This window comes from Mesorhizobium sp. M0909, assembly GCF_040319515.1.
GTDB lineage: Bacteria > Pseudomonadota > Alphaproteobacteria > Rhizobiales > Rhizobiaceae > Mesorhizobium.
Window position 1 is genome coordinate 288,741 of the sequence record NZ_JAMYOA010000007.1, and the last position, 25,682, is coordinate 314,422.

Annotated in this window: 24 protein-coding genes and 1 tRNA gene; 3 read left to right on the top strand and 22 right to left on the bottom strand. The window is 62.3% G+C overall.

The genetic code is table 11. The features are described 5' to 3' along the window. Positions 1-3: 3 nt before the first annotated feature. Positions 4-510 carry a methyltransferase family protein gene (locus tag NKH83_RS14035; RefSeq protein ID WP_352477564.1) on the top strand — a complete coding sequence of 169 codons (507 nt, stop codon included), beginning with the start codon at positions 4-6 and terminating at the stop codon, positions 508-510. A gap of 19 nt (positions 511-529) precedes the next feature. Here the strand turns inward: NKH83_RS14035 and NKH83_RS14040 are convergent, their stop codons facing one another. The 4 genes from NKH83_RS14040 to NKH83_RS14055 all read right to left on the bottom strand — a co-directional run bounded on the left by NKH83_RS14040 (position 530) and on the right by NKH83_RS14055 (position 3,601). Next, entirely contained in the window at positions 530-916 is a 387-nt protein-coding gene (locus tag NKH83_RS14040) for a MerR family transcriptional regulator (protein WP_254818129.1), read from the bottom strand. A gap of 140 nt (positions 917-1,056) precedes the next feature. After that, the gene (gene mgtE / locus NKH83_RS14045) at positions 1,057-2,454 is read right to left on the bottom strand and encodes a magnesium transporter (RefSeq protein ID WP_302895619.1); all 1,398 of its coding nucleotides are present in this window, start codon (positions 2,452-2,454) and stop codon (positions 1,057-1,059) included. A 350-nt stretch (positions 2,455-2,804) separates the two neighbouring features. Next, positions 2,805-3,287, bottom strand: a complete 483-nt coding sequence (locus NKH83_RS14050; protein ID WP_254818127.1) for an SRPBCC family protein — start codon at positions 3,285-3,287, stop codon at positions 2,805-2,807. Continuing rightward, positions 3,284-3,601 (bottom strand): ArsR/SmtB family transcription factor, encoded by a 318-nt coding sequence (locus NKH83_RS14055; RefSeq protein WP_352477563.1) that lies wholly within the window; start codon positions 3,599-3,601, stop codon positions 3,284-3,286. The genes NKH83_RS14050 and NKH83_RS14055 overlap by 4 nt, the downstream gene beginning before the upstream one ends. A 341-nt stretch (positions 3,602-3,942) precedes the next feature. Here NKH83_RS14055 and NKH83_RS14060 point away from each other — a divergent pair, with 341 nt between their 5' ends. Continuing rightward, complete coding sequence (locus NKH83_RS14060) at positions 3,943-4,854, top strand: phosphatase PAP2 family protein (protein ID WP_352805294.1); 912 nt, start codon at positions 3,943-3,945, stop codon at positions 4,852-4,854. Between the two features lie 344 nt (positions 4,855-5,198). Here the strand turns inward: NKH83_RS14060 and NKH83_RS14065 are convergent, their stop codons facing one another. Then, positions 5,199-6,266 carry a cyclic nucleotide-gated potassium channel gene (locus NKH83_RS14065; protein ID WP_352805235.1) on the bottom strand — a complete coding sequence of 356 codons (1,068 nt, stop codon included), beginning with the start codon at positions 6,264-6,266 and terminating at the stop codon, positions 5,199-5,201. Positions 6,267-6,503: 237 nt separating this feature from the next. Then, a tRNA-Leu gene (locus NKH83_RS14070) sits at positions 6,504-6,588 on the bottom strand. Between the two features lie 175 nt (positions 6,589-6,763). Between NKH83_RS14070 and lipB the strand changes: the two genes are divergently transcribed. Continuing rightward, positions 6,764-7,507, top strand: a complete 744-nt coding sequence (gene lipB, locus NKH83_RS14075) for a lipoyl(octanoyl) transferase LipB (protein WP_352477561.1) — start codon at positions 6,764-6,766, stop codon at positions 7,505-7,507. Between the two features lie 389 nt (positions 7,508-7,896). Here the strand turns inward: lipB and NKH83_RS14080 are convergent, their stop codons facing one another. The 16 genes from NKH83_RS14080 to NKH83_RS14155 form a co-directional block, all read right to left on the bottom strand. Beyond that, complete coding sequence (locus tag NKH83_RS14080; RefSeq protein WP_254818120.1) at positions 7,897-8,580, bottom strand: ABC transporter ATP-binding protein; 684 nt, start codon at positions 8,578-8,580, stop codon at positions 7,897-7,899. After that, a complete protein-coding gene (locus NKH83_RS14085) occupies positions 8,577-9,863 on the bottom strand; it encodes a lipoprotein-releasing ABC transporter permease subunit (protein WP_352477560.1) in 1,287 nt (428 codons plus the stop codon). The genes NKH83_RS14080 and NKH83_RS14085 overlap by 4 nt, the downstream gene beginning before the upstream one ends. Continuing rightward, positions 9,860-11,188 (bottom strand): proline--tRNA ligase, encoded by a 1,329-nt coding sequence (gene proS / locus NKH83_RS14090; protein ID WP_352477559.1) that lies wholly within the window; start codon positions 11,186-11,188, stop codon positions 9,860-9,862. The genes NKH83_RS14085 and proS overlap by 4 nt, the downstream gene beginning before the upstream one ends. Before the next feature lie 560 nt (positions 11,189-11,748). Further along, complete coding sequence (locus NKH83_RS14095; protein ID WP_254818117.1) at positions 11,749-12,033, bottom strand: DUF1467 family protein; 285 nt, start codon at positions 12,031-12,033, stop codon at positions 11,749-11,751. Then, positions 12,030-12,434, bottom strand: a complete 405-nt coding sequence (gene mce / locus NKH83_RS14100) for a methylmalonyl-CoA epimerase (protein WP_352477558.1) — start codon at positions 12,432-12,434, stop codon at positions 12,030-12,032. The genes NKH83_RS14095 and mce overlap by 4 nt, the downstream gene beginning before the upstream one ends. Before the next feature lie 120 nt (positions 12,435-12,554). Then, positions 12,555-14,225: a ribonuclease J gene (locus tag NKH83_RS14105; RefSeq protein WP_352805238.1), complete on the bottom strand. Its 1,671-nt coding sequence runs from the start codon at positions 14,223-14,225 to the stop codon at positions 12,555-12,557. A 134-nt stretch (positions 14,226-14,359) separates the two neighbouring features. Further along, a complete protein-coding gene (locus NKH83_RS14110; RefSeq protein WP_352477556.1) occupies positions 14,360-15,181 on the bottom strand; it encodes a biotin--[acetyl-CoA-carboxylase] ligase in 822 nt (273 codons plus the stop codon). Between the two features lie 4 nt (positions 15,182-15,185). Then, positions 15,186-16,622: an NADH-quinone oxidoreductase subunit NuoN gene (gene nuoN, locus NKH83_RS14115; protein ID WP_352799631.1), complete on the bottom strand. Its 1,437-nt coding sequence runs from the start codon at positions 16,620-16,622 to the stop codon at positions 15,186-15,188. 17 nt (positions 16,623-16,639) lie between these two features. Beyond that, positions 16,640-18,145 (bottom strand): NADH-quinone oxidoreductase subunit M, encoded by a 1,506-nt coding sequence (locus NKH83_RS14120; protein ID WP_352805241.1) that lies wholly within the window; start codon positions 18,143-18,145, stop codon positions 16,640-16,642. Further along, positions 18,145-20,118: an NADH-quinone oxidoreductase subunit L gene (gene nuoL / locus NKH83_RS14125; protein WP_254818111.1), complete on the bottom strand. Its 1,974-nt coding sequence runs from the start codon at positions 20,116-20,118 to the stop codon at positions 18,145-18,147. Before nuoL ends, NKH83_RS14120 begins: the two co-directional genes overlap by 1 nt. An 11-nt stretch (positions 20,119-20,129) precedes the next feature. After that, a complete protein-coding gene (nuoK, locus tag NKH83_RS14130; RefSeq protein ID WP_023676620.1) occupies positions 20,130-20,438 on the bottom strand; it encodes an NADH-quinone oxidoreductase subunit NuoK in 309 nt (102 codons plus the stop codon). A 1-nt stretch (position 20,439) separates the two neighbouring features. Then, a complete protein-coding gene (locus NKH83_RS14135; RefSeq protein ID WP_352805243.1) occupies positions 20,440-21,060 on the bottom strand; it encodes an NADH-quinone oxidoreductase subunit J in 621 nt (206 codons plus the stop codon). Positions 21,061-21,290: 230 nt separating this feature from the next. After that, on the bottom strand, positions 21,291-21,782 hold the full coding sequence (nuoI, locus tag NKH83_RS14140; protein WP_352805246.1) for an NADH-quinone oxidoreductase subunit NuoI: 492 nt from the start codon (positions 21,780-21,782) through the stop codon (positions 21,291-21,293). Next, complete coding sequence (gene nuoH / locus NKH83_RS14145; protein ID WP_292663045.1) at positions 21,782-22,825, bottom strand: NADH-quinone oxidoreductase subunit NuoH; 1,044 nt, start codon at positions 22,823-22,825, stop codon at positions 21,782-21,784. Before nuoH ends, nuoI begins: the two co-directional genes overlap by 1 nt. A gap of 2 nt (positions 22,826-22,827) precedes the next feature. Further along, positions 22,828-24,909 carry an NADH-quinone oxidoreductase subunit NuoG gene (gene nuoG / locus NKH83_RS14150; protein ID WP_352805249.1) on the bottom strand — a complete coding sequence of 694 codons (2,082 nt, stop codon included), beginning with the start codon at positions 24,907-24,909 and terminating at the stop codon, positions 22,828-22,830. Positions 24,910-24,983: 74 nt separating this feature from the next. Next, positions 24,984-25,679, bottom strand: a complete 696-nt coding sequence (locus NKH83_RS14155) for a helix-hairpin-helix domain-containing protein (protein WP_352799628.1) — start codon at positions 25,677-25,679, stop codon at positions 24,984-24,986. Positions 25,680-25,682: the final 3 nt, after the last annotated feature.

A 25,682-nucleotide genomic window follows, 5' to 3' on the forward strand; every position in this document is an offset into this window, starting at 1 on the left:
ATAATGAGCGACAGTCACCCGAAACCCGTGCAGCAAAATCCTGGGCAGCCGAAGCTGGGGCACATCCCATGGCCGCCGCTGATCTATATCGCCGCCATCATCGTCAGCGTCGCGCTAGGGCTGTTCTATCCGCTGCCGTGGATCGGCGATCTTCTCGGCGACATCCTGTTCGCCGCCGGCCTTGTGGGATTGGTGGCGGTTGCCGCGCTCTGGTTCACGGCAATTCGCGCCATGATCCGCGCCAAGACGACGCTCAACCCGAACGGCGTGCCTGACCATCTGGTGACCACCGGACCCTTCGCCGTCAGCCGCAACCCGATCTACCTCGCCAACACATTGCTGCTGGTCAGCCTCGCCTTTGTCACGGGGATCGCCTGGTTCCTGCCGCTGGCGGTCATCGCGGCGTTCCTGACGCAGAAGCTGACGATCGAGAGCGAGGAGAAGGTGCTGACCGCCAAATTTGGCAAAAAGTACCGGGACTACGCCAAAAGGGTGCGGCGCTGGGTTTGAGCCGAGGCTGACACCGCGCCTATGTGGTGACGCCGAGTTCCACCAGCCGCTCGACGCAGGATTCCTCGGCCTGGTCGAGTTCGGCCAGGGTCTCTTCGAGGTCGCGGCGTTTCTGGCGCAAATGCTCGCGCTTTTCCTCGATTCGCTTGATCATCAATTTGAGTTGGCCGACCTCGCCGGGCGGCTCCCTGTACATCTGGATGATTTCGCGGATCTCGTTGATCGAGAAGCCGAGCCTCTTGCCGCGCATGATCTGGCGGATCAGATGCCGGTCCGATGGCCGGAACAGCCGGGTGCGGCCGCGCCGTACCGGCTGCACCAGCCCTTCGTCCTCGTAGAAGCGCAACGTCCGCGTCGACACGTCGAATTCGCGGGTCAGTTCCGTGATCGAATAATATTCCCGCATCGTCACTCCAATGCCCCGGCCACGCCGCGAGTTCCAACTGGCCGGCGCCGCCGGCGCCCAGGCGCGTAACCAGAATCGGCGGACAAGGCACCTTCCAAAGCCTCGCACGGCATTTACGTAAAAGTCAATTGAGGTGCCGTTCAGCGCACGCCGAACCACCATGTGGCGAGCCCGAGAAAGGCAAAGAAACCGACGACATCGGTGACCGTGGTGACGAAAACCGCCGAAGCCACAGCCGGGTCGATCTTGAAGCGGTCGAGCAGCAGCGGGATAAGGATGCCCGCCAGAGCCGCCACGAACATGTTGATGATCATCGCAGCAGCGATGATGCCGCCGAGATTGCGATCGTGGAACCAGGCAGCAGCCACGAGGCCGATCAGGATGGCGAAGATGATGCCATTGATGAAGCCCACCCCGATTTCGCGGCGGATGATGCGGCCGGCATTGTAGATGTCGAGGTCCCTGGTCGCCAGCGCCCGCACCGTGACCGTCATGGTCTGCGAGCCGGCATTGCCGCCCATGCCGGCGACGATCGGCATCAGCACCGCCAGCGCCACGATATGCTCGATGGTGCGGTCGAACAGGCCGATCACCGAAGCCGCCAGGAAAGCCGTCAAAAGATTGACCAGCAGCCAGGGCACGCGCGAGCGCGAGGTCGAAAAGATGCTGTCCGAGAGTTCTTCGTCGCCGACGCCGCCCATGCGCAGCAGATCTTCCTCGGCCTCCTGCTGGATGACGTCGACGACGTCGTCGATGGTCAGCACGCCGACCAGCCGCTCGTTCTCGTCGACGACGGCGGCGGACAGAAGATCGTATTGTTCGAATTCGCGTGCCGCCTCCTCCTGGTCCATGGTGGCCGGGATGGCATGCCTGGTCTCATGCATGACCTCTTCGACCTTGACCGAGCGCTTGGTGCGCAGGATCTGGTCGAGGTCGATGGCGCCGAGCAGCTTGAAGCTCGGATCGATGACGAAGATCTGGCTAAAACGGTCGGGAAGGTTGTTGTCCTCGCGCATGTAGTCGATGGTCTGGCCGATCGTCCAGAAGGGCGGCACCGCGACGAACTCCGTCTGCATGCGGCGGCCGGCGGTCTCTTCGGGATAATCGAGCGAGCGCCGCAGCCTGATCCGCTCGGTAAACGGCAGTTGCGACAGGATCTCGTCCTGGTCCTCCTGGTCGAGGTCTTCGAGAATGTAGACGGCATCGTCGGAATCGAGATCCTGCACCGCCTGGGCGATCTGCGCATTGGGCAGACTGTCGACGATGTCGCGGCGGATCGCCTCGTCGACCTCGGTCAGCGCGGAAAAATCGAAATCCTTGCCCAGCAATTCGACCAGCGCGCGTCGCTGTTCCGGGTGCAGGGCCTCGAGCAGATGACCGAGTTCCGACTGGTGCAGATCGTCGACTTCACGCTTCAGCGTCAGCGTATCGCGATCGGCGATCGCGGCACCGATCTGGGCGAGAAACGACGACAGGATGACGCCGTCCTCGTCATAGATGTCGGCGCGGCGCTCCTCGACGGCCCTGGCGCCGGTCATCTGTTCGTCCTGGCCTTCCACCAGCGCCTCCCGCCATTGGATTTCCGGATAAGGTGCCTGTCAGGTCTAACGCATGACCCTGACAATCGGAATCGATTTTGCGAAAGGACCATGCGCAACGGCAAATTGCTACAGCGCCGTTCGCGCGTCCAAACGACGCAACGCATACCGGATGGTAGGAGGAGAGGACGTTCTACAAACCTGCGGCGCTGCAAAACCTTCGCGGCGCCAGGTAAAGGGCAGCGTATCTCCCCGCCCCAGTCAACCAGATGGGGAGATCGACACTGATTCAAAACGGCGAGGCCGACAGTGCGAGGGCCTCGCTGGTATTGGACTGGAAGGCTTCCCGATCAGGCGGCGTGGCGCTTGGCCTCGGCCGCATAGCGGTCGAGGAGACCGCTCCAGCCACCCTCGGATTCGAAGGCCTCGCGCATCGCCTCTGCGGTTTCGCCCATGTTCTCCAGAAGCCTGTGCTCGAGTTCCACACGCGTCGCGTTCTCGCCGAGCGCGACAAAGCGGATCTCGACTTCGGTCAGCAGTGCCGGATCGTAGCGCCAGCCGGCTCCAATGCGCCAGGCGAGTGTCAGCCTTGACGGCGGATCCCAGGCGAGAACCTCGCCCCAATCGCATTGTGACCCATCCTCGCCAATCTCGTACCAGCGGCCGCCGGCTTTCGGTTCGATCACCGCGGTCGTCAGGGCGGATTTGCCGATCGAGTGCGAAGCCGGCCACCAGCGCCCGAATCCTGTGGTGAACACATCGAATGCCTTGTCGAGCGGCACCTCCACGGTCACCGACTTCCTGACCGGCGCGGGCTTGATCATGGTCGTCATTTCCTCTTCTCCTTGCTGTTGTCGACTTCCCGTTTGAAGGCGTCGAGCGCATCGCCCCACATGCGGTCGAGCCAGGCGCGCATCTCGCCAAGTCCATGCGGGTCGAGATGATAGATGTTGCTGGCACCTTTCGGCTCTGCGCGGACCAGCCGGGCTTCCTTCAAAACCTTGAGGTGCTGCGATACCGCCGGCTGCGAGACCGGAAGCACTCGCGTCAGATCGATGACCGAGCGTGGCCGATCGGCGATGAGCTCGAACACCTTGCGGCGTGTCGGATCGGCCAAGGCCATCATGCCTGCATAATCATAAACCATGACTTATGATAAGCTAAAACTTATGATACGTCAACGGGAGGCGGCAGGCGCGTTAAGCACCAGCCAGCCAGTTCGGTTTCCAGCCCTCGGGCAATCCCTTCACGCAGGGGCTTGGACAGCAAATGCGGATGCAAGATTACAGGGAAACAATCCGTCGCATGCGAGCCGGCGGCAAATGTCGACCACCGGGGAAAAGTAAACCTGGCGGCAAGGTTTTTACCTTATCGGTATATGTGTCTCTCCGGCGAAACGTTAAGAACGGGTAAATTGGTTTGGCCCTAACCACGGAAGCCTCTCGCTACAGGCCCTCCGCCATATGGCAATTGCGCCTCTCATTGTTCATGGCGACATATGTTTTAGGCGCTTCCGCACTATACCCGGAGGTATTCTATACGTCGGCCTTAATCTATTCTCACAAGTTTCTTGTTGGCATCCCGGTGTTGTTTATCGGTGGCGTCTGCTGTGCCGCGCTAATCCATGGTCGGCGGCAACCGGTTCGCTACGCACTGGATTTGGCTCAAGGGCGCTGGCGTGGTTGTCTGCTGGTGCTGCTGTTCTTCTTTGCCAGCTTGACCGCGTTCTCTACCTACAAGATCGCCATCCCGTCCGTCGTTCCATACTATGCCGACAACTGGTTGGCCGACGCTGATGAATGGCTGCACGGGATGCCGCCATGGGAGATCGTCCATAAGCTCGACAGCAACAATTGGTCGTCCGTCGTCTTCAACAGCTATGAAGTCATTTGGTTTTACCAGTGGTTCGGCACCATCCTTTTCGTGTCGCTCTGGTCGGACGAGATTGCCCGCATCCGCTATCTCTGCGCAGCAGCGCTGACGTTGTCCGTCCTCGGAACGGTCTTGGCCCTGGCGCTGGCATCGGTCGGACCGGTTTACTACCACCACTTTGTCGGCGTGGATCGCTTCCACGGATTGAATGCGGCCCTGGACAGGCTGAACCATAGTTACATGGTGCGGGAACCCGCGGCATATCTCCTGAAGGCTTACCAGAGCGGCCGGCCAAGTCTTGGCGGCGGCATCTCGGCCATGCCAAGCATGCATGTCGCCTTTGCCGTATTGAACGCCTATTTGCTGTCATCGATCAATCGCTGGCTTGGCGTTCTGGGTTGGACCTTTGCAGCCCTGATCCTGTACGGATCGGTGTTCACTGGCTGGCACTATGCCGTGGACGGCTACGCATCGATCGTTGTTGTATCAGTGATCTGGTGGGCGACCGGACGCCTGGTGCGCGAATAGTTATGTGCGCTTGTCGATGGATGGCCATGCCCGCCGATGGCCACTTCGCATAAGCCAAACTCGCGACCGCAATCAGGCACAAAGCACGTGCCCCGACAAGGACGCTCCCCGCCGTGCGAGAATTCAACGAGGAAGAGATTCCGCTTTCGAATTTAATGGTGCGCTCGAGACGCAGCGCCGCAACGCCTCCCGCGTTGATTTTAAAGCATTTCTCTACGATTCCGCGGCGATTTGTATTGAGGGCGGTTCGGCAGCGGCAGAGCATGTAGTTCCAGCCAGCCACCGTCGGCGGGCAATTGGCCGCCCTGGCAGCGCATCCTCCTCCTGACGAACACCTAGTACGGTCAACCCTTAGGCGCCGCGCCGCGCCGCTCGAGCGCGGTTTTGCGGATGATTTCTGCGATCTCCGGGCTGCTGCTGCACAGCATCTGGAAATCCGCCGAGTGTAGCGACAGGAGTGAGACCACCGTTGTGGCGCTGACGGTCGCCGAGCGCGGTTCGCCGGTGATCAGCGCCATCTCGCCGAAGAAGGCGCCAGGGCCCAGCTCCACCGGGTTCGGCGTCGCGACGCTGACGCGCCCCTCCACGACGAAGAACATCTGATCACCGGTCTCGCCCTTGCGGCAGATCACAGCACCTGCCGGCACGATGCGAGGTCGTAATGCGCGCACGATCTCGACCAGTGTGGCCGGGCCGAGCTTCTGAAACAACGGCACGGCGGCGACCAATTGCCAATTGCGGACGAAATCCTCGCGACGGACTTCTTGATAAAAGCCGGTGGCAAGAATGCCAGCCCAGAGCGCGAAGATGCCGATGCCACTCATCATGACCGCCCCGGCAAGGACGCGGCCGGCGAAGCTTTCCGGAATAGCGTCGCCATAGCCGGTGGTGGACAGCGTGACCACCGCCCACCACATTGCCTGGGGGATGCTGCCGAACTTTTGCGGTTGGACGTCGCGCTCGATCACATAGGCTGCGAGCGCAACACCGAACAGAACGATGCCGAAGACCGTGGCGACGCCGATCAGGTTGCGCGCTTCGTTGGTCAGGATTCTGCCCAGCAGCGGGAAGAAAGTTGAATCGCGCAGCGGTTTCAGCAGCCAGACAGCGCAGTAGAGGCTCCGGTCGGGCGTGCCGACGAGCAGAAATGCGGCGAGTGGAACCAAAACCGCGAGCACATCAATGGCGATTGCCGGCGTCCTGTCCCGAAGGTCTCCCGCCCGGCGGTTGAGCAGTTTCTCGGCCAATTCCAGGAGATAGACGCCCCAAATGACCGCGAGCACGGCAGCCAAAGCCAGTCTGCTTCGTCCGGACATGTCCGGTGTCGTGAGCGCAGCCACCGCCACAAGCCCAGTCGCAGCCAGCACCGCGTTGAGCGGCGCGTAAATTCTTAAGAAAGGCAGTACCGACATTCTATGCCCACGAGCGGATGCTACCCTCCAGAATAGGATGCCTTCAAGGCAAGCGCAAAGGTGCTTGCTTCGCTGCGATGCCCATCACCAACCGTGAACTCAGATGTCCGGGAAAGTGAACAGACGGCATAGAACGCGAATTAACAAATTACGGTGACAGTGCGCTTTTTGCGGTATTTGCACGGCTGTGCGACAAGCCAGAAAAATCGCAATAACTTCCACAGCCAAAAGACTGATTGGTGCGGTCGAGAAGACTCGAACTTCCACGGGTTGCCCCACAGCGACCTCAACGCTGCGCGTCTACCAATTCCGCCACGACCGCACGTGGTAGGAGCCGGAACCAACCGGCCCGCGGCGTGTAGCAAATCGTTTCCGGTGAAACAAGTGCGCGGCCAGCAATAATCGGCCGGACATCGGCATAACTCTTCAAGGGCCGAACGTGCCGGAACTGGACGTTTGTACCGATTGCCGCCATATGAGTGGCGAGACGAGATATCATGACAGAACGCAGCCAGATCGCCACGTCGTTCCTGCCCTTGCCCGGCTCGGCGCCGGTCGAATGGCGGATCGAGCCTGGGCTCACCGCCTATCCCGATGCGCTCGCCCTGATGGAGGCGCGCGCCGAGGCAATCCGCAGCGGCGCCGCCGGCGAGATGGTCTGGCTGGTCGAGCACCCGCCGCTCTACACCGCCGGCACCAGCGCCCGCGTCGAGGACCTGATCGAGCCGGACCGCTTCCCGGTCTTTGCCGCCGGGCGTGGCGGCGAATACACCTATCATGGGCCGGGCCAGCGGGTCGCCTACGTCATGCTCGACCTGAAGCGGCGGCGCGAGGATGTCCGCGCCTTCGTCGCCGCTCTCGAACAATGGATCATCGGCTCGCTGGCCGCCTTCAACGTACGCGGCGAACGCCGCGAGGACCGCGTCGGCGTCTGGGTGGTTCGGCCGGACCGCCCCGCTTTGCCCGACGGCTCGGCGGCCGAGGACAAGATCGCCGCCATCGGCATAAGGCTGAGGCGCTGGGTGAGCTTTCACGGCATCGCCATCAATGTCGAGCCGGACCTTAGCCATTTCAGCGGCATCGTACCGTGCGGCGTCCAGGATCACGGCGTTACCAGCCTTGTCGATCTCGGCCTTCCCGTGACCATGGCCGACCTCGACCTGGCGCTGAAATCCGCTTTCGAGGACGTGTTCGGGCCCGCCGCGGTGTCGCCTGTCGAAGTGTCCCGCAAGGCCGGCTGAAACACTCGCCCAATGCCTGCGCCAATATGCGAAGGCGGCCCTCGCTCATCAGCATCGAGCCCGCCCTTGAGCTCAAGCCTCACATCGCGCCGATCCAGATTGCCATGGAAATGAGGAACGTGCTCATGCACACCAGCGAAACGACATCCTGAACAAGATCGGTCATAACTCTCTCCTGTTGTTAGTATGTTCGTATTTTGTTCTAATTTTGTTCGAATGTCAACGATCGCAGCCCAGGTGTCACCGGAATTGCGCTCGGTCATTTCGACAGGGTTAAGAAAGGGTTGAAAAGGGAGATGCCGGGCGTTTCGGGGCCGACAGGCGCGCGAAAGTGGCGGGACGGCGCACGGCAGCTCGCAGGCCGGCATCGCCTCAATAGCAGCGCACCCCTAAAGCGGCACGACCTTGCCGTCGGCCAGCGTCACGCGGCGGTCCATGCGCGAGGCGAGCTCATGATTATGAGTGGCGATCAGCGCCGCCAGGCCCGATTGCCGGACCAGCGCTGCCAGCGCCTCGAACACATAGGAAGCAGTCACCGGGTCGAGATTGCCGGTCGGCTCGTCGGCCAAAAGCACCAGCGGCGCATTGGCGACGGCACGCGCAATGGCGACCCGCTGCTGCTCGCCGCCGGAGAGCTCGGAGGGGCGATGCTGTGCCCGCTTGCCGATCTGCATATAGTCGAGCAATTGCGCCGCCCGCTCGGCCGCCTCCTTGCGCGGCAGCCCTTTTATCAGCTGCGGCATCATGATGTTTTCCAGCGCCGAGAATTCAGGCAGCAAATGATGGAACTGATAGACGAAGCCGACGTCGTTGCGGCGGATCGCCGTGCGCTCGTCGTCGGAAAGCCGGCCGCAGGCGCGCCCCGCCAGGATCACGTCGCCGGCGTCCGGTCGCTCCAACAGCCCGGCGGTGTGTAGCAGCGTCGACTTGCCGGTGCCCGACGGCGCCACAAGCGCCACCATCTCGCCACGCTTCAGCGAAAAATCGGCGCCGTTCAGGATGGTCAGCTTGCGCGGTCCCTGCACATAGTGCCGTTCGACGCTCTTCAGCTCGATAATGGCTTCGGCCATCACTCGTACCTCAGCGCTTCGACCGGATCGAGCCTGGCCGCGCGCCACGCCGGAAACAGCGTGGCCAGGAACGACAGCGCCAGCGCCATGAGAACGACGGAGATCGTCTCGCTGGCATCCATGCGGGCCGGCAATTGGCTCAGGAAATAAAGCTCGGGATTGAACAGCCGCTCGTTGGCCAGCCAGGAGAAGAACTGGCGAATGCGCTCGACGTTGAGGCAGATCACGATGCCGAGCAGCACGCCGGCGATGGTGCCGACAACACCGATCGCAGCCCCGGTCATCAGGAAGATGCGCAGGATCGCGCTGCGCGTCGCGCCCATGGTGCGCAGGATGGCGATGTCGTGGCCCTTGTCCTTCACCAGCATGATCAGGCCCGAAATGATGTTTAGCGCCGCCACCAGCACGATCAGGGTCAGGATCATGAACATGACGTTGCGTTCGACCTGCAGCGCGTCGAAGAACGTCTTGTTGCGTTGCCGCCAATCGACAAGGCTGATCGGCCGCTGCGCCGCCTCTTCGACCTTCGGCTTCAGCGCGTCGATATTGTCGGGATTGTCGGCATAGATCTCGATCGTCTGCGCCCGGCCGTCCATGTTGAAATAAAGCTGCGCTTCCGAGAACGGCATGTAGACGATGGAACTGTCATATTCCGACATGCCGACCTCGAAGATCGCGGTGACCGGATAGCCTTTCATGCGCGGCGTCGTGCCAAGCGGCGTGATGTCGCCCTCGGGCGAAATCAGCGTGATCGTATCGCCAAGCACTAGGCCGAGATTCTCGGCCATGCGGCTGCCGATGGCGACGCCTTCGCCGGTGTCAAAGCCGACGATCGAGCCCTCCTTGATATTGTTGGCGACGATGGTGATCTTGCCGAGATCCTCGCCGCGTATGCCGCGCACCAGCGCGCCGGTGCCGCCGCCGACATTGCCTTGCGCCAGCACCTGCCCGTCGATCAGCGGGATGGCGTATTTGACGCCGGGCACGCCGTTGATGCGGCCGGCGACCTGGGCATAGTCCTCCAGCGGCATGTCGAGCGGCTGCACGATCAGGTGCCCGTTGACGCCTAGGATGCGCGTCAGCAGTTCGGCGCGAAAGCCGTTCATCACCGCCATGACGACGATCAGCGTGGCGACGCCCAGCATGATGCCGAGGAAGGAGATCGAGGCGATGACCGAGATCACCGTCTCCTTGCGACGCGACCGCAGATAGCGCCACGCCACCATGCGCTCGAAGCCGGAAAAAGGCCCGGCGCCCGATGGTCTTGCTGCCGCCGCTTTGTTCATGCGGCGGCACCGAAACGCTGCTTCACGTCCGCGATCGGCAGCGTCTCGCGCTCGCCGGTCCTGCGGTTCTTGATTTCGACCTCGCCGGCGGCGATGCCGCGCGGCCCGACGATCACCTGCCACGGCAGCCCGATCAGATCGGCGGTGGCGAACTTGCCGCCCGGCCGCTGGTCGGTGTCGTCGTAGAGCACCTCCTTGCCCGCGGCGGCAAAGGCGGCATTCAGCTCGCCGCAGACGCGGTCGCATTCGGCATCGCCGGCCTTCATGTTGATTAGGCCGACATCGAACGGCGCCACCGCCTCCGGCCAGATGATGCCGTTATCGTCATGGCTGGCTTCGATGATCGCCGCGACCAGCCTGGACGGGCCGATGCCGTAGGAACCGCCAGAAACGAAATGATCCTTGCCGTCCGGGCCGGTCACCTTGGCGCCCATCGGCTTGGAATATTTGTCGCCGAAATGGAAGATATGCCCAACCTCGATGCCGCGCGCCGAGACCCGGTCGCTCGCGGGCACCTTCTCCCATGCCGCCTCGTCATGCATCTCGTCGGTGGCGGCATAGGGCGTCGTCCATGTCTTGACGATGGCGCCGATCTCGGCGTCGTTCGAAAAATCCGTGTCTGCGCCGGGCACTGCCAGCGAAAGATAATCGCGGTGGCAAAACACCTGGCTCTCGCCGGTGTCGGCCAGGATGATGAACTCATGGCTGAGGTCGCCGCCGATCGGCCCGGTGTCGGCGCGCATCGGGATAGCCTGAAGCCCCATGCGCGTAAACGTCCTGAGATAGGACACGAACATGCGGTTATAGGCGGCCTTGGCGCCTTCATAATCGAGGTCGAAGGAATAGGCGTCCTTCATCAGGAACTCGCGCGAACGCATGACACCGAAGCGCGGGCGCACCTCGTCGCGAAACTTCCACTGGATGTGATAGAGGTTGAGCGGCAGGTCCTTGTAGGACTTGACATAGGAGCGGAAGATCTCGGTGACCATCTCCTCGTTGGTCGGCCCGTAGAGCATATCGCGGTCTTGCCGGTCCTTGATGCGCAGCATCTCCTTGCCGTAATCTTCATAGCGGCCACTTTCGCGCCACAGCTCGGCCGATTGGATGGTCGGCATCAGGATTTCGAGCGCGCCGGCGCGATTCTGCTCCTCGCGGATAATCCGGCAGACCTTGTCCAGCACCCGCTTGCCGAGCGGCAGCCAGGAAAAGCTGCCCTGCCCCTGCTGGCGGATCATGCCGGCACGCAGCATCAGCCGATGCGAGACAATCTCGGCCTCGCGCGGGTTTTCTTTGAGGATGGGCAGGAAATAGCGCGACAAACGCATGAACTGGTCCGTGAGAGAGGATGGCGGCGCCGGAATCGGCGCGGCACAGGCTTGCTTGCCCCGGCTTCATAGCCATTTCATGGCGGAATGGAAACCCGGCCCAGGCGCTGCACAGGCGCCGCAATTGCCGCACACGGCTTGCTGGCCGTTTCGCAAGCAACGCCTGCCGTACTATTGTGCACTGCAGCACGAGATTGCCTGTTTCCGGGCAAAATTCTTCGTGACATTTTCACCCGCCTTAGGCTAGTGTGCCCACATAACCGAGAGGGTAGAGAAAAATCTGCCCTCCTACGCGGTCAAAGTCTTGGGAGGATGCGATCTAGGCGCGGTAACTCGCTGCCGCCGGACACCGGAAACAGATCGGACGCGTTTAAATTGCAAGGCCTCGCGCCTTGCATTTTTTTTGTGCAATCATTTGGTTAGCACGACAGATTACCAAACTACATGACGTTGCGTCAGCCCAAGCCCGCCCCGGGGCTTTACTTGGGTTGACCTTGCTGGCTCAGCTTGATTTCAGGGCGTCGGCTAGGCTGGGATAGCCGGACACGGTAGGTAGCCGGCTAATGCGCTGGGCTCTGGTTGAAATCTGGTACGATGTGCGGGATGTCATCGATGCCGAGGCCAAGCCCTCTCGTGATGCCGTAGAAGATACCCATGAGGACCAGCGTGGCGATTGTCGTGCGCAGCGCCGCGCGCAGCATATGCGGTCCGCGCGGTGCGCTCGGAACCGTGCCAAGCGTCACGTCCCGGTCCTCGTCCTGTGTCCGCATGCTGAACGGCAGCACGGCGAACAACACCACCCACCATGTGGCGAAGAACAGGGCGACAAACGAAACCCAACTCATGCTTGCTCCAGTTCGACCAGCGTGCCGAAGAAATCCTTGGGGTGCAGAAACAATACCGGTTTGCCATGCGCGCCGGTCTTCGGCTTGCCGTCGCCCAGCACGCGCGCGCCGCTGGCCTTGAGACGGTCGCGCGCCGCAACAATGTCGTCCACCTCGTAGCAGAGATGGTGCATGCCGCCGGACGGATTCTTCTCGAGGAATGCGGCGATCGGCGAAGCTTCGCCTAGCGGCTCGAGCAACTCGATCCTGGTGTTGCCGACGTCGACGAACACCACCGTAACGCCATGCTCCGGCAGCGCCTGCGGCGCGGTTACGCGCGCGCCAAGCGTATCACGATAGACCGCCGCAGCCGCGGCCAGATCCGGCACCGCAAGCGCGACATGGTTGAGGCGTCCGAGCATAGAGTGCTCCCGGTTAGGGGAGTAGGGGAATAGGGGAGTACGGGAGTAGGGAAAACAAGTTTGGAGAGTGCAAGCTACCTGTTCTTCCCTACTCCCCTACTGCCCTACTCCCCTACTCCCTCATCTTGTGACGAACACTGTCACCAGCGGCTTCTTGCCCCAGGCTTCGTTGGCCGCGCCGCGCACCGCGCGCCGCACCGCCTCCTGGACCAGGTCGAGGTCTTTTCGGCGCTGGCGGGGGATGGAGTCCACGGCGCCGATTGCCGCATCGATCATCAGGTCTTCCAGGCTCTCGCCGCTGCCGTCGGCCTCGGCGACGCCGATGGCGACGAGATCGGGATCGCCGGCAAGCTCGTATTTGTCGTCGAGCACCACGTTGACGGCGACATGGCCGGCAAAGGACAGCCTGCGGCGGTCGCGAATGCCCATCGCCTGATCGCTGCCGATCAGCCTTCCGTCCTTGTAGATGCGGCCGAACGGAACCTGGTCGATGATGGCGGCGGCACCCGGATACAGCCTGAGCATGTCGCCGTCGCGCACCTGCGCCACCTGGCCGATGCCGGACATCGACATCAGCGAGCCCTGCGCCACCAGATGCGCTGCCTCGCCATGTACGGGAACGCCGATCTGCGGCCGCACCCATTCATACATCTTGCGCAATTCGCTGCGGCGTGGATGGCCGGAGACATGCACCAGCGCATCGCCGTCCTCGATGATCTTGATGCCGAGATCGATAAGGCGGTTCTTGATTTCGAGGATCGCCTTCTCGTTGCCGGGAATGGTGCGCGAGGAAAACACCACCGTGTCGCCGGCCGTCAGCGCCACCGACTTCATCTCGTCGCGCGACAGCTTGGCAAGTGCGGCAAGCGGCTCGCCTTGGCTTCCGGTGCAGATGATGACGAGGTTTTCGCGCGGGATGAAGCCGTAATCCTCCTCGGCGATGAATTCCGGCAACCCGTCCATATAACCGAGTTCATCAGCCACATCGATGACGCGCTTCATCGAGCGGCCAAGCACCAGGCATTGGCGGCCGGCATCCCGCGCTGCCTTGGCGATCGAGACGATGCGGCCGACATTGGAGGAGAAGCTGCTGACGGCGACACGGCCCTTGGCATTCTGGATGACACCCTTGAGGCCCTCGCCTACCGCCACTTCCGACGGTGATTCCCCTTCCCGCAGCGCGTTGGTGGAATCGCAGATCAACGCCAGCACGCCCTTGTCGCCATAGGCACGGAAGCGTGCCTCGTCGGTCATCGGCCCCATCGTCGGCGCCGGATCGATCTTCCAGTCGCCGGTATGGATGACGACGCCGGCCGGCGTGGTGATCGCCAGCGACATCGGTTCGGGAATGGAGTGCGCGACGGGGATGGCCTCGATCTCGAACGGACCGACGGTGAATTTCTCGCCAGCCCGGTAGATCGTCACCGGGATCTTCGGCGCCCCTTGCTCGCCCTGCCGCTTGGCTTCCAGCAGGCCGGCGCCGAACGGCGTCATCCAGACCGGCGCCTTGAGCTTCGGCCAGATGTCGTGCAGCGCGCCGTAGTGGTCCTCATGTGCATGGGTAATGACGATGCCGCGCAGATTGGCGACATTCTCCTCGATGAAGCGGGTGTCGGGCAGTACCAGGTCGACGCCGGGCAGGGTTGCATCGGGAAAAGTAACGCCGACGTCGACGACGATCCATTCGCGCGCATTGGCCGGCCCATAGCCGTAGAGGGCGAAGTTCATGCCGATCTCGCCGACACCGCCGAGCGGCACGAAGACAAGTTCGGCATTTTCCGCTGTCGCCATGGTCTTTCCTTCCTTGCCGGTCAAATTGTGGGCCGGTCAAATTGTGGGCCGGTCAAAATTGTCGGCCAATCAAAATTGTCGGCCGGTCAAATTCAAGCTGGTCAAATACCTGGCCAGTCAAACGTATTGGCCAGTCAACCGACGGCCGATGCGACCGCGCCGAAATGCACGTCGCCGGCGGCGATCGTCAGAACCGAGCCTTCATCGTCGCGGATCACGAAACGGCAGTCTTCGTCAATGGTCTCGAAGGTGCCGCGCACCACATTACCGTCAATTCTGACAGCAACCTGCCCGCCAAGCCCCGCCGCGCGCGCCAGCCAGCGCCGCCTGACGGCGGCAAGCCCACGCCCTTCGTTCCACAGCCGGGCATTCTCGCTCCACGCATCCGACAGCGCCAGAAACAGTGTCTCGGCATCGCAAGCCGACCCCAGCGCGTTGAGCGACGTCGCTGGATAGGGCAAATCATTGGGATAAGCCACCACATTGACGCCGATGCCAACAGCCACCGCCGAACGGTCGCCGTCCAGCATCGCCGATTCCAGCAGGATGCCGGCGAGCTTGGCGCCCGAGGCAAGCACGTCGTTCGGCCATTTCAACTCGAAGCGGTTCTTGCCCTGGCTCGCACCATCGAGGCCGATCGCAATCCTGCCTTTCGGCACGACGGCGTCGAGCGCGTCGGCCAGCGCCAGTCCGGCAACGAAGCCGAGCGTCGCGGCAAGTCGAAGCTCGGTGTTGGTGATCACCAGCAGCGTCGCCGCCAGATTGCCCTCGGGCGTCGCCCAGGCGCGGCCGCGGCGGCCACGTCCCGCTTCCTGCTTTTTTGAGACGACCCAGAGTTTGCCCGGATCGCCGGCCCGCGCGTGCTCCAGCGCCAACGCATTGGTGGAGCCGACCGTATCGTGCGCCTCGAGCCGGAACCCTTCCGAAGCCGCGGTTGGAGCCAGCCTGAACGTCATTCCGTTAGAAGAAGGTCTTGGCCGCGGCGGCTGCGTAGGTTCCGATCGGGCCGCCGATCAGCACGTAGAACAGCACGAAAGCGCCGCAGGCGCCGAGCACGACGCGCAGTTCGGTCGCCATCGGCACGAAGCCGCCGACCGGTTCGTCGAACCACATGATCTTGATGATGCGCAGATAATAATAGGCGCCCACCACAGAGGCCAGCACGCCGATGATCGCCAGCGCGTAGAGGTTGGCATTGATGGCGGCGAGGAACACGTACCATTTCCCCCAGAAGCCGGCGAGCGGCGGGATACCGGCCAGCGAGAACATCATGATGGTGAGGATCGTCGCCATGATTGGGTTGGTCGCCGACAGGCCGGCGAGATCGCTGATCTGCTCGACATTGCCCTCCTTGCGCCGCATGGCCAGGATGAAGGCGAAGGTGCCGAGCGTCATCACCAGATAGATCAGCATGTAGATGGCGACGCCGCGCACGCCGTCCTGGCTGTTGGCGGCAAGGCCGACCAGAGCATAACCCATATGGCCGATGGAGGAATAGGCCATCAGCCGCTTGATGTTGGTCTGGCCGATGGCAGCGAAGGCGCCGAGCGCCATCGAGGCGATCGAGATGAAGACGATGATCTGCTGCCAGTCGGTGGCGATCGGCTTGAAGGCGCCCATGGTGACGCGCACCATCAGCGCCATCGCCGCCATTTTGGGTGCCGCCGCCAGAAAGGCCGTCACCGGCGTCGGCGCGCCCTCATAGACGTCGGGCGTCCACATATGGAACGGCACCGCCGAGATCTTGAAGGCAAGGCCGGCCAGCACAAAGACCAAGCCGAAGACGAGGCCGAGCTGGCGCTCGCCGCCGCTGAGCGCCGCGGCGATCTCCTGGAAGCCCGTGTTGCCCGTGTAGCCGTAGACCAGCGAGATGCCGTAAAGCAGCATGCCCGACGACAGCGCGCCAAGGACGAAGTACTTCAGCCCGGCCTCGGTCGAGCGCAGATTATCGCGGTTGATCGCCGCCAGCACGTAGATCGCCAGCGACTGCAGCTCGAGGCCGAGATAGAGCCCGATCATGCCGTTGGCCGAGATCATCAGCATCATGCCGAGCGTGCAGAGCAGGATCAGCACCGGATATTCGAACTTGTCGAAACGCTCCGCCTGGGCAAAGCGAACCGACATGACCAGCGTCACCGCCGAGCCGATCAGCGCCAACATCTTCATGAAGCGGGCGAATGGGTCCTGGATGAAGGCTTCGCCATAGGCGTTGCCCTGCCCCGGGGAAAAGATCAGCCAGGCGCCGGCGATCACCAGCACGGCAACAGCAAGGCCGCTCACCGTGACGGCGGTGTTGGCGCGAGAATAGGCGCCGAGCATCAACAGCGCCAAGGCGCCGATGGCGAGGATCAGCTCTGGCGTCGAGAGCGACAGGCTGGAGAGAAGGTCCGGCGTCATGGTTCGCAAACCCCCAGTCAGTTCGCCGCCGCGGTCTGCGCGGCGCCGATGGATGCGGTGATATTGGTAACGAGCGCCTTGACCGATTCGGCCGTCGCGTCGAAGATCGGCGCCGGATAGACGCCGAAGAAGATGACCAGCGCGACCAGTGGATAGATGATCACCTTTTCGCGCGTCGACAGGTCGAGCAAACCTTTCAGGCTTTCCTTGGTCAGTGCGCCGAAGATCACCTTGCGGTAGAGCCAGAGCGCATAGGCCGCCGACAGTATGACGCCGGTGGCGGCGAAGAACGCCACCCAGGTGTTGACCCGGAACACGCCGAGCATGGTCAGGAACTCGCCGACGAAGCCGCTGGTGCCGGGCAGGCCGACATTGGCCATGGTGAAGATCATGAACACGGTTGCATATTTCGGCATGTTGTTGACCAACCCGCCATAGGCGTCAATGTCGCGCGTGTGCATGCGGTCGTAAACGACGCCGACGCAGAGGAACAGCGCGCCGGAGACCAGCCCGTGCGACAGCATCTGGAAGATCGAGCCCTGGACGCCTTCCTGGTTCATCGCGAAGATGCCCATGGTAACGAAGCCCATGTGAGCGACCGACGAATAGGCGATCAGCTTCTTCATGTCCTCCTGCATCAGCGCCACCAGCGAGGTGTAGATGATGGCGACAACGGAAAGCGTGAAGATCAGCGGCGCGAACATTTCGGATGCGATCGGAAACATCGGCAGCGAAAAACGCAGGAAGCCGTACCCGCCCATCTTGAGCAGGATGGCGGCCAGAATCACCGAGCCGGCCGTCGGCGCTTCGACATGCGCGTCCGGCAGCCAGGTATGCACCGGCCACATTGGCATCTTCACCGCAAAGGACGCGAAGAAGGCAAGCCATAGCCAGGTCTGCATATTGGCCGGGAAATTATGCGTCAGAAGCGTCGGGATATCGGTGGTGCCGGACTGGAAGAACATCGCCATGATGGCGAGCAGCATCAGCACCGAGCCGGCCAGGGTGTAGAGGAAGAACTTGAACGAGGCATAGACGCGCCGCTTGCCGCCCCACACGCCGATGATGATGAACATCGGGATCAGGCCGGCTTCGAAGAAGACGTAGAACAAGACGATGTCCAGCGCACAGAACACGCCGATCATCAGCGTCTCGAGCAGCAGGAAGGCGATCATATAGGCTTTGACGCGCTTCTCGATCGATTCCCACGAGGCGAGAATGCAAAGCGGCATCAGGAAGGTGGTCAGGATGACGAACAGCATGGAGATGCCGTCTACGCCCATATGGTAGGAGATGCCGGAATCCAGCCAGGCAAACTTCTCGACGAACTGGAAGCCAGGTTGCGAATTGTCGAAGCCGGTCCAGATAAACAGCGAAATCACAAACGTGAACGCAGTCGTGAAAAGCGCGATGGCGCGGATGTTGCGGCGCGCGTTCTCGCTGTCATCACGCACGAAAAGGATGAGCAGAACACCAACCAGCGGCAGGAAGGTGACCAGCGATAGGATCGGCCAGGCGGTCATCAGAGCATCATCCAGGTGACGAGTGCGGCAACGCCGATCAGCATGGCGAAGGCATAGTGGTAGAGATAGCCGGTCTGCAGCTTGACGACCCGGTTGGTGACGTCGACGACGCGCGCCGAAATGCCGTCCGGCCCGAGCCCGTCGATGACGGTGCCGTCGCCGGTCTTCCACAGGAAGCTGCCGAGGCGCTTTGCCGGCCGCACGAACAGGAAGTCGTAGAGCTCGTCGAAATACCATTTGTTGAGCAGGAAGGCGTAGAGCAGGCGATGGTTGGCGGCGACGCTCCGAGGCATTTCCGGCGCGCGAATATAGAACTGCCAGGCTATCGCAAAGCCGATCAGCATGGCGATGAACGGCGACAGCTCGACCCATAATGGCACTTCGTGGATTTCGTGCAGGATATGGTTGTCCGGGAGCGTGAACAGCGACGCCTTCCAGAATTCGGCATAGCCCTCGCCGATGAAGGCGCCGTGGAAGATCACCCCCGCGAACAGCGCGCCCGCGGCCAGGATGAACAGCGGCACCAGCATGACCGGCGGCGATTCATGGACATGGTGCATGACCTCGTGGCTGGCCCGCGGCTCGCCGTGGAAGGTCATGAAGATCAGCCGCCAGGAGTAGAAGGAGGTGAAGCAGGCAGCAATGACCAGCAATATGAAGGCAAACGCGGCGACCGCATTGTGGCCGGCGAAGGCCGCTTCGATGATGGCGTCCTTGGAAAAGAAGCCGGCCGTGCCGATGATCGTTACCGGAATGCCGACACCGGTCAGCGCAAGCGTGCCGATCACCATCATCCAGTAAGTCGTCGGGATCAGCGTCCTTAGGCCACCCATTTTGCGCATGTCCTGCTCGTCGGAGACGGCGTGGATGACCGAGCCCGAGCCGAGGAACAGCAGCGCCTTGAAGAAGGCGTGGGTGAACAGATGGAAAATCGCCGCGCCATAGGCGCCGACGCCGAGCGCCACGAACATGTAGCCGAGCTGCGAACAGGTCGAATAGGCGATGACGCGCTTGATGTCGTTCTGGACAAGACCGACTGTCGCCGCGAAGAAGGCGGTGAAGGCGCCGATGAAGGTGACCACCGTCAGTGCCGAATGCGACAGCTCGAATAGCGGCGACAGCCGCGCCAGCATGAACACGCCTGCCGTCACCATGGTGGCCGCATGGATCAGTGCGGAGACCGGCGTCGGGCCTTCCATGGCATCCGGCAGCCAGGTGTGCAGCGGCACCTGCGCCGACTTGCCCATCGCGCCCATGAACAGGAGCAGGCAGACGACCGTCATCGCGGCCTGCTTATCGAGCGCATAGCCGAGGAAGGTCAGTACGGCCGCGCCTTGCGGCGCGCCTTCGGCTGGAATGAACGTCGCCGCATTGGCGAAAATGGTGCCGAGATTGACCGAGCCGAACAGCACGAACACGCCGAATATGCCGAGCGCAAAACCGAAATCGCCGACGCGGTTGACGACGAAGGCCTTGATCGCAGCTGCATTGGCCGACGGCTTCTTGTACCAGAAGCCGATCAGCAGATAGGAGGCAAGGCCGACGCCTTCCCAGCCGAAGAACATCTGCACGAGGTTGTCGGCCGTCACCAGCATCAGCATGGCGAAGGTAAACAGCGACAGATAGGCGAAGAAGCGCGGCCGGTCCGGGTCGTGATGCATGTAGCCGATCGAGTAGACATGGACCAGCGCCGACACCGTATTGACGACGACCAGCATCACCACGGTCAGCGTATCGATCCGCAGCGCCCACGACGCTTCGAGGCCGCCTGACTGGATCCAGCGCAGTACCGGCACGGTGAACACCTCGCCGCCGCCGAAGCCGACCGAGAAGAAGGCAACCCACGACAGCACAGCGGCGATCACCAGGAAGCCGGAGGTGATGTATTCGGAAGCCTTGGCGCCGAGCGAAGTGCCGAACAGGCCGACGATCAGGAAGCCGAGCAGCGGAAGGAAGACGATGGCCTGATACATGGTGGTTTCCGTCAACCCTTCATCATGTTCACGTCTTCGACCGCGATCGAGCCGCGGTTGCGGAAGAAGACGACGAGAATGGCGAGGCCGATCGCCGCTTCGGCCGCCGCGACCGTCAGCACGAACAGTGCGAACACCTGGCCGACCAAATCGCCGAGCGCCGCCGAAAAGGCGACGAAATTGATGTTGACCGCAAGCAGGATCAGCTCGATCGACATCAGGATGACGATGACGTTCCTGCGGTTCAGGAAGATACCGAACACGCCGAGCGTGAACAGGATCGCCGATACGGTCAGGTAGTGCGCGATGCCGACGACCATCTCAGACTCCTTCGCCCGTCTTGACCTTGCGGATTTCCACTCCGGTTGCCGCCGTGCGGCCGACCTGGGCGGCGATCGACTGCCGCTTGACGCCCGGCTTGTGGCGCAGCGTCAGCACGATGGCGCCGATCATGGCGACCAGCAGCACCAGGCCAGCTACCTGGAAGTAATAGAGGTAATCCGTATAGAGGATGTCGCCGAGCGCTGCCGTATTGGAGCGCGCGGCCAGGTCCGGAATGGGCTTGGCGACCGTCGCCGCCAGTCTCGGCGCGAATGTATAGCCGCCGAGCACCACGATCAGCTCCGCCGCCAGGATCAGCCCGACCAGCGCGCCGATCGGTGCATATTGCAGGGCGCCTTCCTTCATCTCGGCGAAGTCGACATCGAGCATCATGACCACGAACAGGAACAGCACCAGCACCGCGCCGACATAGACGACGAGCAGGATCATCGCCAGGAACTCGGCGCCGGTCAGCATGAACAGGCCGGCGGCGTTGAAGAAGGTCAGGATCAGGAACAGCACCGAATGCACGGGATTGCGCGCCGAAATGACCATGAACGCCGATGCCACCGCGACAAAGGCGAAGAGGTAGAAAAAGGCCGCCTCTAGTCCACTCAGCATGGGTTCCCCCGGGTTTCCTGTCAGAACAGGACGTTCGTCCTGTTTTTTGCCACCGCCTCCGGTCGGCAAGTTGCGTGTTCCTATCGCATGTTCCGATCGGGTTGAAAGACCCGATCGAAAAGAAAACATGCGACACTCTTTCATTCCGGAGGATGATCTTGTCCGAAAAGTCTGCAACTTTTCGGGATCATCCTCTGAACGAGGCCCTCGCCCCGTCCATGCGTCAAATATCAGTGGTAAGGCGCATCCAGCGAGATGTTGCGCGCCAGCTCACGCTCCCAGCGGTCACCATTGGCCAGAAGCCTGTCCTTGTCGTAGTAAAGTTCCTCGCGCGTCTCCGTCGCGAACTCGAAATTCGGTCCCTCGACGATGGCGTCGACCGGGCATGCTTCCTGGCAGAAGCCGCAATAGATGCATTTCACCATGTCGATGTCGTAGCGCACGGTGCGCCGCGTGCCGTCATTGCGGCGTGGGCCGGCTTCGATGGTGATGGCCTGTGCCGGGCAGATCGCCTCGCACAATTTGCAGGCGATGCAGCGTTCCTCGCCGTTCGGGTAGCGGCGCAGCGCATGCTCGCCGCGGAAGCGCGGGCTGACCGGTCCCTTCTCATGCGGATAGTTGATCGTCTCCTTCGGCGCGAAGAACTGGCGCATCGACAGAAAGAAAGCGCCGACGAAATCCTGCAAAAGCAGTGACTTGGCGGCCTGGGATAATGCAGACATCAGGCAAACCCCGTGATCTTTAGGAAAGCGGCGGTGGCGACCACCATGAACAGCGAGATCGGCAGGAACACCTTCCAGCCGAGTCGCATCAGCTGGTCGTAGCGATAGCGCGGCACGAACGCCTTCACCATGGAGAACATGAAGAACACCAGGCAGACCTTGAGCACGAACCAGATCAGCCCCGGCACCCAGGTGAACGGCGCGAAGTTGAAGGGCGGCAGCCAGCCGCCAAGGAACAGGATGGTTGCCAACGCGCACATCAGGACGACGGCGACATATTCGCCGAGGAAGAACAATAGGAACGGCGTCGAGGAATATTCGACCATATGGCCGGCGACGAGTTCCGATTCGGCTTCCACGAGGTCGAAGGGCGGACGGTTGGTCTCGGCCAACGCCGAGATGAAGAAGACGATGAACATCGGGAACAGCGACAGCCAATGCCAGTCGAGGAAGGTGTTGGGCAGGCCGAGCCGCGTGCCCAGCCCGTCCTGCTGCGACAGGACGATGTCGGACAGGTTGAGCGAGCCGACGCAAAGCAGCACGGTGACGATGACAAAGCCGATCGAGACTTCGTAGGACACCATCTGCGCCGCCGAGCGCAGCGCGCCAAGGAACGGGTATTTCGAATTGGACGCCCAGCCGCCCATGATCACGCCATAGACCTCGAGCGAGGAGATGGCGAAGACATAGAGGATGCCGACATTGACGTTGGCGATCGCCCAGCCTTCATTGACCGGTATGACCGCCCATGCAGAGATCGCCAGCACCGCCGACACCAAGGGCGCCAGCAGGAAAACGCCCTTATTGGCGCCGGACGGGATCACCGGTTCCTTGAAGACGAATTTCAGCAGATCGGCGAAGGCCTGCAGCGTGCCCCACGGGCCGACGACGTTCGGTCCGCGGCGCAATTGCACCGCCGCCCAGATCTTGCGGTCTGCGTAAAGCACATAGGCGACGAAGATCAACAGAACGACGATCAGCACGACCGACTTCAAAAGGATCAGCAGCGCCGGCAGCACATAAAAGGAGAAGAAGGTGTCCATATCTACTCCGCCGCCTGCCTGAAGCCGTTTTTCGCCAAAGCCGAGCATTCGGCCATCACCGCGGAAGCCCGCGCGATCGGATTGGTCAGGTAGAAATCCTTGACCGGTGAGGTGAAGGTGCCCTTGTTCAGCCGACCGCCGAGCTTGGCCACCCTGGCGATGTCGGCCGGGTCGCCGGCCGCGACATGGTCGACGCGGGCAAGATGCGGGTATTGCGCATAGAGCTTTGCGCGCAGTTGCTGCAGCGAATCGAACGGCAGCTTCTTGCCGAGCACATCCGACAGAGCCCGAAGGATCGCCCAGTCCTCGCGCGCTTCGCCGGGCGCGAAGCCGGCACGGTTGGTCTGCTGCACGCGGCCTTCGGTGTTGACGAAGGTGCCCGACTTCTCGGTATAGGCGGCGCCCGGCAGGATGACGTTGGCGCGATGCGCGCCCTTGTCGCCATGCGTGCCGATATAGACGACGAAAGCGCCGCCGGTCTTGGCCATGTCGATTTCGTCGGCGCCGAGCAGGAACAGCACGTCGGTCTCGCCCAGCATGCCGGCGACATTCCTGCCGCCCTCGCCCGGTACGAAGCCGACATCGAGGCCGCCGACGCGTGCCGCGGCGGTGTGCAGCACGGCAAAGCCGTTCCAGTCGGCCCTTGCGGCATTGACGGCGACGGCGAGCTTCGCCGCCTGGCCAAGCACGGCCGCGCCGTCCGGACGCGCCAGCGCACCCTGTCCGACGATGATCAGCGGATGCGTCGCCTTCTTCAGCAGCTGGAAGAACTTGCCGTTGCCGTCGGCCAGATCCTTCAGCGATTCCGGCCCGGCGCCGAGCTGCTCGTAATCATAGCGGGTATCGCCGACATCGCCGATGACGCCGACCGGCAGATTGCCGGCCCGCCAGCGCTTGCGGATGCGGGCGTTGAGCAAGGATGCCTCGAAGCGCGGATTGGCGCCGACGATCAGCACCGCATCGGCCTGTTCGATGCCTTCGATGGTCGGGTTGAAGACATAGCTCGCCCGGCCGAGCGACGGATCGAGTGCGGCACCGTCCTGGCGGCAGTCGGTGTTCTTCGAGCCGAGCGAAGCCATCAGAAGCTTAAGCGCGTAGATCTCCTCGACGGCGGCAAGATCGCCGGCAATGGCACCGATCTTTTCGGGTGCGGCATTCGACACCGCTTCCTTGATCGCGGAAAAAGCCTCGGCCCAGCTTGCCGGTGCCAGTCTGCCGTCCTTGCGCACATAGGGGCGGTCGAGGCGCTGCGTGCGCAAGCCGTCCCAGATGAAGCGGGTCTTGTCGGAAATCCATTCCTCGTTCACCGCCTCGTTGGTACGCGGCAGGATGCGCATCACTTCGCGGCCCCGGCTATCGACGCGGATGGCCGAGCCGACGGCGTCCATCACGTCGATGGATTCTGTCTTGGTCAGTTCCCAAGGGCGTGCCTGGAAGGCGTAGGGTTTGGAGGTCAGCGCGCCGACGGGGCAAAGGTCGATGACATTGCCCTGCAGTTCCGAAGTCATCGCGCTTTCGAGATAGGTGGTGATCTCGGCATCCTCGCCGCGGCCGATCAGGCCGAGCTCGGATATGCCCGCAATCTCGGTGGTAAAGCGGACGCAGCGCGTGCAATGGATGCAGCGGTTCATGATCGTCTTGACCAGCGGCCCGATATACTTGTCTTCGACCGCCCGCTTGTTCTCGTGGTAGCGTGAGGAATCGACGCCGAACGCCATCGCCTGGTCCTGCAGGTCGCACTCGCCGCCCTGATCGCAGATCGGGCAATCCAGCGGATGGTTGATCAGCAGGAATTCCATCACGCCTTCGCGGGCCTTCTTGACCATCGGCGTGTTGGTGAAAATTTCCGGCGGCTCGCCATTTGGACCGGGGCGCAGGTCGCGCACGCCCATGGCGCAGGACGCCTGCGGCTTGGGCGGGCCGCCCTTCACCTCGATCAGGCACATGCGGCAATTGCCGGCGATCGACAGCCGCTCATGGAAGCAGAAGCGCGGCACTTCAGCACCTGCGTCCTCGGCCGCCTGCAGCAGCGTGTAGTGGTCGGGTACAGTGATCTCTTTCCCGTCGACCTTGAGCTTTGCCATTTCGCCTCAAACCCCTGCGGACGTTCCGCAATCTTTCCTTCCGGGCGCAGCCGACACCGCGCACGATATTGAATTCAATTTTTGGCCCCGGCCAATGCGGCGGCCTGACCGATCCAGCCGTCACGGCCGATACGGCCCTTCAACGACAGGTAATCTTCGACCCAGGCGATCTCTTGCGGCGTCCACGCGGCAATCTGGGCGTATGTCCAGATGCCAAGGCCGTTCAGCACCTTTTCCAGTTTCGGCCCGATACCCGATATTGCCTTGAGGTCGGCGGGCACGGCTGGCCGGTCCATCGGCTTGGGCTGCTTGAAATCTTCCGGCATCAGCCCGGCCGATGCGTCCGCTGCAACGGCGCTCGCATTCGCCACGCTCCGCGCCGCAGTGCTTGTCGCAATGTCGGTCACGTCATTGGCGAAGGACTGCGCCTCGGCAATCAGGGTTTTGGTGGCTGCGCGCGCCTTGGTCGAGGAGCTTTTGCCGGTCTCGGAAACGCGTTCGGTCCGGGCCTCGAAATCCTCGGTGACCGGCTGCCAAAGCCGCTGCGAGGTCTCGGCCACGCCTGAAAGCACGCCCATCCAGATGCCAAAGGCGTGGTTGGCAAGCCCGATGCCGAGTGCCGTCATCGCCGCCGCGCCGGCGACAGGATGCGCCAGGAGATTGACGGCGCTGGCCATCTCCTTCGGCATTGTCCTGGTTAGGTCCTGGTTCATCTTCAACAACGGGTCCACATCGGGCGTCAAATCGTCGGGTATCGAAAACAGCGACATAGG

Bases quoted from the DNA above. Each gene is read 5' to 3' on its own strand.
- NKH83_RS14050 (WP_254818127.1), bottom strand. From the start codon at position 3,287: ATGACGACCATGATCAAGCCCGCGCCGGTCAGGAAGTCGGTGACCGTG.
- mce (WP_352477558.1), bottom strand. From the start codon at position 12,434: ATGCTCGGACGCCTCAACCATGTCGCGCTTGCGGTGCCGGATCTGGCC.
- nuoK (WP_023676620.1), bottom strand. From the start codon at position 20,438: ATGGTCGTCGGCATCGCGCACTACCTGACCGTATCGGCGATCCTGTTC.
- proS (WP_352477559.1), bottom strand. From the start codon at position 11,188: ATGCGTTTGTCGCGCTATTTCCTGCCCATCCTCAAAGAAAACCCGCGC.
- NKH83_RS14040 (WP_254818129.1), bottom strand. From the start codon at position 916: ATGCGGGAATATTATTCGATCACGGAACTGACCCGCGAATTCGACGTG.
- nuoG (WP_352805249.1), bottom strand. From the start codon at position 24,909: ATGGCAAAGCTCAAGGTCGACGGGAAAGAGATCACTGTACCCGACCAC.
- NKH83_RS14060 (WP_352805294.1), top strand. From the start codon at position 3,943: ATGGCGACATATGTTTTAGGCGCTTCCGCACTATACCCGGAGGTATTC.
- lipB (WP_352477561.1), top strand. From the start codon at position 6,764: ATGACAGAACGCAGCCAGATCGCCACGTCGTTCCTGCCCTTGCCCGGC.
- NKH83_RS14155 (WP_352799628.1), bottom strand. From the start codon at position 25,679: ATGTCGCTGTTTTCGATACCCGACGATTTGACGCCCGATGTGGACCCG.
- nuoN (WP_352799631.1), bottom strand. From the start codon at position 16,622: ATGACGCCGGACCTTCTCTCCAGCCTGTCGCTCTCGACGCCAGAGCTG.
- NKH83_RS14055 (WP_352477563.1), bottom strand. From the start codon at position 3,601: ATGGTTTATGATTATGCAGGCATGATGGCCTTGGCCGATCCGACACGC.
- nuoI (WP_352805246.1), bottom strand. From the start codon at position 21,782: ATGTCTGCATTATCCCAGGCCGCCAAGTCACTGCTTTTGCAGGATTTC.
- NKH83_RS14095 (WP_254818117.1), bottom strand. From the start codon at position 12,033: ATGAGTTGGGTTTCGTTTGTCGCCCTGTTCTTCGCCACATGGTGGGTG.
- NKH83_RS14110 (WP_352477556.1), bottom strand. From the start codon at position 15,181: ATGACGTTCAGGCTGGCTCCAACCGCGGCTTCGGAAGGGTTCCGGCTC.
- mgtE (WP_302895619.1), bottom strand. From the start codon at position 2,454: ATGACCGGCGCCAGGGCCGTCGAGGAGCGCCGCGCCGACATCTATGAC.
- nuoL (WP_254818111.1), bottom strand. From the start codon at position 20,118: ATGTATCAGGCCATCGTCTTCCTTCCGCTGCTCGGCTTCCTGATCGTC.
- NKH83_RS14065 (WP_352805235.1), bottom strand. From the start codon at position 6,266: ATGTCGGTACTGCCTTTCTTAAGAATTTACGCGCCGCTCAACGCGGTG.
- NKH83_RS14035 (WP_352477564.1), top strand. From the start codon at position 4: ATGAGCGACAGTCACCCGAAACCCGTGCAGCAAAATCCTGGGCAGCCG.
- NKH83_RS14085 (WP_352477560.1), bottom strand. From the start codon at position 9,863: ATGAACAAAGCGGCGGCAGCAAGACCATCGGGCGCCGGGCCTTTTTCC.
- NKH83_RS14135 (WP_352805243.1), bottom strand. From the start codon at position 21,060: ATGCTGAGTGGACTAGAGGCGGCCTTTTTCTACCTCTTCGCCTTTGTC.
- nuoH (WP_292663045.1), bottom strand. From the start codon at position 22,825: ATGGACACCTTCTTCTCCTTTTATGTGCTGCCGGCGCTGCTGATCCTT.
- NKH83_RS14105 (WP_352805238.1), bottom strand. From the start codon at position 14,225: ATGGCGACAGCGGAAAATGCCGAACTTGTCTTCGTGCCGCTCGGCGGT.
- NKH83_RS14120 (WP_352805241.1), bottom strand. From the start codon at position 18,145: ATGACCGCCTGGCCGATCCTATCGCTGGTCACCTTCCTGCCGCTGGTT.